11 protein-coding genes are annotated in these 8,190 nt (G+C 45.4%); all 11 read left to right on the top strand.

From position 1 onward, the window contains the following. Window positions 1–229 (top strand): hypothetical protein (locus tag H7U36_RS11640; RefSeq protein WP_330637123.1); only part of this gene is annotated, 229 nt, incomplete at its 5' end. A gap of 128 nt (window positions 230–357) precedes the next feature. Further along, window positions 358–603 (top strand): hypothetical protein, encoded by a 246-nt coding sequence (locus tag H7U36_RS11635; protein WP_205156206.1) that lies wholly within the window; start codon window positions 358–360, stop codon window positions 601–603. Window positions 604–753: 150 nt separating this feature from the next. Continuing rightward, complete coding sequence (locus H7U36_RS11630; RefSeq protein ID WP_052083945.1) at window positions 754–1,227, top strand: RpnC/YadD family protein; 474 nt, start codon at window positions 754–756, stop codon at window positions 1,225–1,227. Window positions 1,228–1,612: 385 nt separating this feature from the next. After that, the gene (locus tag H7U36_RS11625; protein ID WP_033125122.1) at window positions 1,613–1,798 is read left to right on the top strand and encodes an Nmad2 family putative nucleotide modification protein; all 186 of its coding nucleotides are present in this window, start codon (window positions 1,613–1,615) and stop codon (window positions 1,796–1,798) included. Between the two features lie 53 nt (window positions 1,799–1,851). Then, window positions 1,852–2,424, top strand: a complete 573-nt coding sequence (locus H7U36_RS11620; RefSeq protein WP_138304829.1) for an Nmad2 family putative nucleotide modification protein — start codon at window positions 1,852–1,854, stop codon at window positions 2,422–2,424. A 144-nt stretch (window positions 2,425–2,568) separates the two neighbouring features. Continuing rightward, on the top strand, window positions 2,569–2,823 hold the full coding sequence (gene spoIIID / locus H7U36_RS11615; RefSeq protein ID WP_205156205.1) for a sporulation transcriptional regulator SpoIIID: 255 nt from the start codon (window positions 2,569–2,571) through the stop codon (window positions 2,821–2,823). Window positions 2,824–3,052: 229 nt separating this feature from the next. Continuing rightward, window positions 3,053–4,729, top strand: coding sequence for a DUF8451 domain-containing protein (locus H7U36_RS11610; protein ID WP_033125124.1), 1,677 nt, complete (start codon window positions 3,053–3,055; stop codon window positions 4,727–4,729). A 4-nt stretch (window positions 4,730–4,733) separates the two neighbouring features. After that, on the top strand, window positions 4,734–4,943 hold the full coding sequence (locus H7U36_RS11605) for a sporulation transcriptional regulator SpoIIID (RefSeq protein WP_408610362.1): 210 nt from the start codon (window positions 4,734–4,736) through the stop codon (window positions 4,941–4,943). A gap of 207 nt (window positions 4,944–5,150) precedes the next feature. Continuing rightward, window positions 5,151–6,389: an ammonium transporter gene (locus H7U36_RS11600; protein ID WP_138304833.1), complete on the top strand. Its 1,239-nt coding sequence runs from the start codon at window positions 5,151–5,153 to the stop codon at window positions 6,387–6,389. 42 nt (window positions 6,390–6,431) lie between these two features. Then, on the top strand, window positions 6,432–6,791 hold the full coding sequence (locus H7U36_RS11595; RefSeq protein WP_081957977.1) for a P-II family nitrogen regulator: 360 nt from the start codon (window positions 6,432–6,434) through the stop codon (window positions 6,789–6,791). A 38-nt stretch (window positions 6,792–6,829) separates the two neighbouring features. Beyond that, the gene (locus H7U36_RS11590) at window positions 6,830–8,182 is read left to right on the top strand and encodes a dicarboxylate/amino acid:cation symporter (protein ID WP_033125126.1); all 1,353 of its coding nucleotides are present in this window, start codon (window positions 6,830–6,832) and stop codon (window positions 8,180–8,182) included. Window positions 8,183–8,190: the final 8 nt, after the last annotated feature.

Genomic DNA, 8,190 nt, shown 5'->3' with positions numbered 1-8,190 from the left:
TCTGAAGATTAATTTGTCAGATATTCTTCTTGATGACTGTATGAGCAGGATTGAAGAAATTCGGAGAAATCATCTTGGCTTTATGTTTGTTACATTGAATTCTACCAAAGAAGGCTATAGTCTATATTTAAGAAATGGTTTTGAAAACTTAGAGGAAGATATGCATTTTACTGCTGATGAGTCAGAAACAGAATGTACGCCCATGTATTTGTGTATTGATTTTAATTGAAACGCTTATGGAAACTTTTTGAAATATATGCTATTATATATTCAAAGCATTATATTTCTGGCAGTTTTTTTCTTTTGCGGCGTCTGCCGTGTCTGCAAGTCTGATAAGAAGATCTAAAAGAAATCTCAATGCTTTTTATTCCCATCGACAAAACAGAGAGGTTTTCTGGAGATCATGATATCTTGTCTTACTTTTACAGGCTGCCTCCTGCGATTCTTAAAAAAGGAGGTACCTATGAGCAGAAAATAAAAGAAGCAGAACCGGAAGAAGCAGGGCGGGGAAAAGAAGAGGTATCCTGTTCCAAACCGGAACTACAAATCTTCGCTTTTTACTATGGTGTTCAGCAACAAGAAGGAGCTGCTGGGACTCTATAATGCGGTAAGAGGAAAACAGTATAAGGATCCCGGCTCTCCCTGTACGAGCACCAGTCCACCTACAGCCCCAACCTTCCGCCGCCCCAGTCTATCATCTTCTACAACGGGGAGGAGAAACAGCCTGACAGGCGGATACTGCGGCTGTCCGACTTGTACGAGGTGGAGGAAGAGGAGCATAAGCTGGAGCTGGAGGCGGTGATGCTGAATATCAACGTGGGCCACAATCCGGAGCTTATGAGGGCGTGTAAGACCCTGGCGGACTATGCCAAGTACACAGCCCGCATAAGAAGCTATGCCGCGGAGCTGCCCATAGAAGAGGCGGTGGAGCGCACGATAACGGAATGTATTCGGGAGGGGATCCTTGAAGAGTTTTTAAGGAAATATCGAGCGGAGGCAAAGAGGATGAGCATATATGAGTATGACCAGGCGAGGCATATAAGACAAGAGCGGGAGGAAGCCTGGGAAGAAGGCAGACAGACAGGCAAACAGGAGGGAAAGCAGGAAGAAAAACGGACTATAGCTCTCAATCTTGTGAAAATGGGCATGGCAGCGGAACAGATTGCTCAGGCTATTGGAGAGGAGACTGTTCTGGTTGAAGAGTGGTTGACTGATACTGACAAATGAATGAGATGGGCATAAAGAAAAAATTTTTATAGAATAAAGGATAAAGGAGAAAGAGAGCGAGTCGTTTTTACCAGCCTTTATCTACCGTACAAGGCCTATGGAATTCGCCCATTTCTTTATACATGAAAAGATGATTTGGTGCCATGCCTTTTTCAGAGGTTTCCATAAGCTTCGCATGAGCAGAACTCTTTGGGACGGATTTTATGACAGACTGGTTTGTTGTTTCGATAGTGCGGTACTGTGGATAGACACCTGTTTTTTATAAATAGCAGCTTTTTAATCCGGATTATCTTTTACAGAAAGCCCCTGCTCCTCTAAAAAAGTTGGGATATGTTCCTGAAGGTTTGCGGATTCACGGCAGATAATGTTCAAGGAGGAACAGCCGATGATTGTTTATGAGTATGTTATGAAATGCGACACGGGGTTTGCGCCTAATCCGTTTTACGGAACATGCACATTGGCTTGCTGTAAGCCCAGGATACGAAAGGGGATTAAAAATTATTTGTATGAAAAAGTCAAAGAGAACATAAAAGAAAGGATAAAGCTTGAAAGAAGCAAACCGTTAGGATAAAAAAGGAAGTTATAGATCAAAAATGGAAAGGATTTTTAAAGAGTAATCCGGAAGTGTTATCTGAACTGGGCTGTGTGTCTAAGGAAGAGTTTATTACAAAACAGGATATCTTTGTCATCGGCCTGGCGGGTAAAAGCTTGCTGCCAAGGCTGGGACGAGAAAAAGAAGAAAAGCTGCCTATGGTATATGTCATGCGTGTCACTGACATATTAACATACGATGAATATTATGTAGATGGAAGATGCCAGAAGAAAATACCAAGGGAGTTTGATGTTCATGATGCAAACAATAATTCTAACATTGCTTACTGCGGAGATAATATTTATAGTGAGGGAAAACTTGCAGTAGAATCTTCATTTCATCATGAAAACGGTATTACAAATAAGAAAAATTTGAAAACGGATCTGTTTGGCGAATGTGTATTACTCTCCAGCCAGGGAAATTATATATATTACGGCCAGCACGCGGATGGAGAAACGGATATAGGGGAAGTATACAGGTATGCCGGTCATAAGAGGTTTTATTTTAACAATAATTCGGATGAAAATAAAAAGCTGAAGAATTTTATCAGTGGATTTGATGCGATTGAAAAAAAAGGGGATTATCGCACCGCCGATCAACAGTAAGATCAGAATGGAGGATATCATATAAAAGCTGTAATTTCCAGGAAGGATTACGAAGGCGATCATTGTACAGGATGATTTTGAAAGGAAAGCATGACTTTTTATTCCCCTGCATACATTGTAAAAAGAATGTATGCAGGGGTTTTTATGAAAGAGTATATTGAGGAGAGGGCAGTGGAGATCGCATGTTATATCATTGAACATAAGGCAACCGTGAGGCAGACGGCAAAGCAGTTTGGGGTCAGCAAATCAACGATACATAAAGACGTGACCGACCGCCTTCTCCAGATCAATCCGTCCCTGGCCCGGGAAGCGCGGAAGGTGCTGGATATGAATAAATCGGAGCGGCATATCCGGGGAGGGATGGCTACGAGAGAGAAATATCTTCATCAACATGGGTAAAGGGATATGGTCATCCGGTACAAAGAAATGTGCCGGGTGATTTTTTGTATATTCTTGTGTTTGGACTATAAATCAGATAGAATTAGCTTTAGAAAGTTATTGTTTAGCTATAGGATTAGTCATAAAAAGTTATAGAATTAGTCATAGAAAGTCATAGTTTAGTCATAGAATTAGCTATAGCAAGAAAGTACCAAAGGAATATGCAGATAATTGGAGAGGACAGAAGTATATGATTTATACAGATATTCAATTGAAAGAAAAAATCATACAAATGATAGAGTCGTTTGAAAGTGAAGTCGTTGAATTTAAAGAAGCGAAAACAAACTATTCATTTAATGATATTGGCAAATATTTTTCTGCGCTTAGCAATGAAGCAAATATCCGTGGCTTTCAGGAAGCGTGGCTGGTGTTTGGCATTTCTAATGACAAGAAATTTACAGGAACAGAATTCAGAAAACAAGGTGGGCTGCAGAGTCTGAAAAAGGAACTTGTAAATGGAACTAATGAACGGTTGACATTTTTGGAAATTTATGAATTGAGTATGCATAAATGTCGGATTATAGCATTTCAGATTCCTCCGGCAATCAGAGGCATTCCTACAACATGGCAGGGCGCTGCTTATGCGAGGGAGCATGAATCATTATGTCCGCTCCCAATGAATAAAGTTGACTTGATTAGAAGTCAGATTGGAATGGATTGGTCTAAAGAGATTGTCAAAGAAGCATCAGTGGAAGATTTGGATCCGGTTGCAGTAAAAAAAGCGAGAGAGCTATTTTCAAAACGACAGAGCGATAGGGGAAAAGCTCAGGAGATCTTAAGCAAGTTGTCGGACGTGGAAGTACTAAATAAAGCAGGAATTACGATTAAAGGGAAAATAACAAGGACGGCCTTACTTTTACTTGGGAAAAGTGAATCAGCTTATTTTTTCGATGGCTTTATTCCGAGAATAACATGGACGCTTTATAATGCGGATAATTCAGTTAAAGCATATGAACATTTTGACATGCCGATGCTGCTTGCTGTTGATAAAGTCTACAATAAAATACGAAATGAAAAATATCGATATATAGCAGGGCAGCAGACGTTGTTTCCAGACGAAGTAAATCAGTATGAGCCCGAGCTGATTAAAGAGATTATAAATAACTGTATTGCACACCAAGACTATCGCATGAGAGGGAAAATTAATGTAGAGGAATTTGAAGACAAGCTGGTTTTTATCAACGAAGGGGCATTTATACCTGAGACAATAGAGACAGCTTTGGAACCGGGATATAAACCGCCATATTATAGAAATGTGTTTTTATGCAATGCAATGGTTAATTTGTATATGATTGATACAAATTCAATGGGGATTCCAATGATGTATCAGATACAGAGGGATAAATGTTTTCCATTGCCAACATATGATTTAAGCATTGCGAACAGGGTAAGGGTTACGGTCTATGGAAAAATCCTGGACAAAAATTATACTCAGCTCTTGCATGCGGACACAGAATTAAATATGAGAATGGTATTTCTTTTGGACAAAGTACAAAAGAAAGAAGTAATCTCAAAAGAGAGTTTTAAGCTGCTGAAAAGACAGGGACTGGTAGAAGGCAGATATCCTAATATTTTTGTCTCTTTTAAGGTTGCAGATATTGTAGGGCAAAAGGCGGCTTATATTCGCAATAGAGGCTTGGAGGATGATATCTGTAAGCAGCTAATTGTGAAAGCATTAGAGGCAATGGGAGAAGCAAGTAAACGGGAAATAATGGAAGTGTTGGAAAATGCATTGCCGGAGGTTTTGGATGAGGGGCAGAAGTCAAAAAAAGTATCGAATTTACTACAGGCAATGAAGAAAGAAGGATTAGTGGCTGCAGAAGGAAAAACACGGCACGCGAAATGGATCTTACAGCAGAAGGAGTGAATTCATTTTAAATTTTGCACATGAACAATTATATCCGAAATTTTTTATTCCTACCTTGACACGACCAGACGTGACCGACCGCCTTCTCCAGATCAATCCGTCCCTGGCCCGGGAAGCGCGGAAGGTGCTGGATGTGAACAAGTCTGAGCGGCACATACGGGGCGGACTTGCCACCCGGGAAAAGTACAAGGGCATGCACCACCCGGCCTTGTGAATTTGACTGATAATCAAAGAGAAATCGGGAGATATTCTCTAATTTTTAACAAACTTGTTATTTAAAAAACGATTTTCCTTGATTTCAGGATTGCCATCTGCTAGACTTAGCCACAAGACAAAGACGCCTGACGGTGAGACGGTAAAACGCCTTCACCGGTCAGGCGTTTTTTCGTTTTAATCTAAAGGATACACGGGAGGTATTTTTATGGACACAGGAAACACTGGATTTATGATGGTCTGTGCGGCGCTTGTATTTATCATGACGCCGGGGCTGGCCTTTTTCTACGGCGGCCTGGTCAGAAGGAAAAATGTGGTCAACACCATGATGGCCTGTGTGGCGATCATGGGACTGTCCGTATTTATGTGGGTGCTCTTTGGCTATTCCCTTGCCTTTGGCAGCGATCACGGCGGGGTGATCGGGGATTTCGGATGGCTGGCGTTCAACGGCGTTGGCTGGGAGGCAGGCCCCTATTCAGACACGATCCCTCATCTTGTCTATGCGGGATTTCAGATGATGTTCGCTATGATCACACCGGCTCTTATCACCGGGGCTGTGGTGGGCAGGATGAAATTTAAGGCGCTGTTCGCGTTTATTGCCCTCTGGTCGGTCATCGTCTACTATCCGATGGCCCACATGGTGTGGGGACAGGGAGGCTTTCTCGCTTCCATCGGCTCTGTGGACTTTGCGGGAGGAAATGTGGTACACATCAGCTCCGGCGTGAGCGCCCTGGTGCTGGCCATTTACCTTGGAAGGCGCAAAGGCTACGAGAAGACATCCTACCGCATCCACAATATCCCCTTTGTGGTGCTGGGTGCGTCTCTGCTCTGGTTCGGATGGTATGGATTTAACGCGGGAAGCGCGCTGGCAGCAGACGGTCTGGCGGCCCATGCGTTTATGACCACGTCCGTGTCCGCGGCAACGGCTCTTCTGTCCTGGATGCTCATTGACACGGTAAAGGAGGGCAAGCCCACACTGGTAGGCGCCTGTACAGGTCTCGTGGTGGGACTGGTGGCCATCACGCCGGGAGCCGGATTTGTGCCTATCTGGTCTGCGTTTATCATCGGCGCTCTTGTGAGCCCTATCTGCTACTTCATGATCAATCTGATCAAACACAAACTGAAGATCGACGACTCTCTGGACGCCTTTGGCTGCCACGGTATCGGCGGTATCTGGGGCGGCATAGCCACCGGACTGTTCGGTCAGAGCTCCATCAACTCTGTAGCACAATGGAATGGCCTGGTGTTTGGCGAGACAGGACTGTTTATCGCGCAGGTCATCAGTATTATTGTCACCATAGCAGTTGCGGTGGTCGGCTCACTGATCTGTATCGGCATTATCCGCATTTTCACCAGACTCAGGGTGGATGAGAAGGATGAGATGATCGGACTTGACGTGACCCAGCACGGGGAAAATGCTTACCCGTCCTTCAATGGTTTTGACTAAAAGGAAATATTTTTGATAAGAGCATGAGGAGGAAGAAAATATATGCTGATCAAAGTGGAAGCAATTGTCAGAGAGGAAAAATTTGAGGAAGTGAAGGACGCCCTCAACCAGATAGAGGTCAACGGTATCACTGTGTCCCAGGTCATGGGGTGCGGCGCCCAGCGTGGGTATAAGGAAGTGGTCCGGGGATCGGAGATCGACATTTTCCTTCAGCCCAAAATTAAATTTGAGATTGTCGTGTCCTCGGAGGAGTGGGAGAAGAAAGTGATCGACACCATCCAGAAGGCAGCCTTCACCGGGGACGTGGGAGATGGAAAAATCTTCAGCTATGAGATCAGGAGTGTCATGAAGATCCGGACAAAGGAGACCGGATACGACGCGGTGCAATCGCAGTTTGAGTAAAGATTTTAAAAGATAAATAGAAAAAGGAGTAAAACGAAATGGATAAAACAGAGAACAAGAAAAAAATGTCCGTTGTTCAAAAGATGATCATCGCCCTGGTCGGCGGACTTGTAGTCGGACTGATCTTCATGTTTATCCGCAGCTCTATGCTGGACTCCGGAAATGAAGGCACATGGGACATTATCAACAAGATCCTGTTCCAGGATATCACAGCAGCTGACGGAACCGCGGCGCTTGGTCTTTTCTACATCATCGGACAGCTCTTTATGAGGGGCCTGCAGGCGGCCATCGTACCGCTGGTGCTCTGCTCCCTGAGCCTTGCCATGTGCAGCATCTCCAGCTCCTCCAAGCTGGGAAGGATCGCAGGGCGCACAGTCCTTGGCTTTGTCTGCTTCTACATCGTGGGCGCCTTCTTTGGAGGACTTGTGGCTTACGCTATGAAGACAGCCGGACTTTTCAATGTAAAGCTGCCTTCCGAGGCGGTTACAGACGCGGCCACCATCGACCAGTTCAACCCGCTGGCCACCATCGTGACAGCTGTTCCGTCCAACATCATCGAGTCCATGAGCAGCAACAACAGCATCCTGGCAGTCGTAGTAGTGGCCATCGTCATCGGCCTTTGCATGAACGTGCTGGGCGAGAAGACAGATCCCCTGAAGCATGTGCTGGAGGCGGGAAGTGAGGTCATCAACTTCTACCTGACCTTCCTCATCAACAAGGTGGGCCCTGTGGCTATCTTTTGCCTGGTATCCCGTACCTTCGCCATCTACGGCGCTGAGTACCTGGCGCCGGCGGCGGCCTACATCGTGGGAGCTATGATCACCCTGTTCATCCTGGTTGTGACCATCTATCCCATCGGTATCTGGCTGACAACAAGGCTGAACCCCTTCAAGTTTATCAAGAAGATCGCCAAGGTAGGCGTGTTTGGATTTTCCACAAACTCCTCCGCGGCGACCCTGCCCCTGAACACAAAGACAAACCTGGAGGAGCTGGGCTGCAGCAGCGAGATCACCAGCTTCGTGCTTCCGACAGGTATGACCATCAACATGAACGGAACCACCGTTATGCACATGTTCGCAGTGACCTTCATCGCCACAAGCGCGGGCATCGACGTGACACCGGCCAACCTGGTCGTTGTGGCCTTCCTCTCCATCTGCGCGGCTATGGGCTGCCCGGCTATCCCGATCGCAGGGACGACCCTGATCGTAACCATCCTCTCCGGTATGGGCTGGACCTCCGATCTGTGCATGATCGCCTACGCCCTTGTCGTAGCTATCAACCGTCCTGTTGAGATGGCGCTCCTGCCTCTGAACGTAATCGGCGACGCTGCCACAAACGTCATCGTAAACGCCAAGGAAAAAGAGATCAATCTGGACGTATACAACAGCTAAACAAACCA

Source organism: Faecalicatena fissicatena (assembly GCF_016900595.1).
Taxonomy (GTDB): domain Bacteria; phylum Bacillota; class Clostridia; order Lachnospirales; family Lachnospiraceae; genus Claveliimonas; species Claveliimonas intestinigallinarum.
The sequence above is the reverse complement of the archived record's forward strand: the minus strand, read 5'-3'. Positions and strand labels throughout refer to the sequence as shown.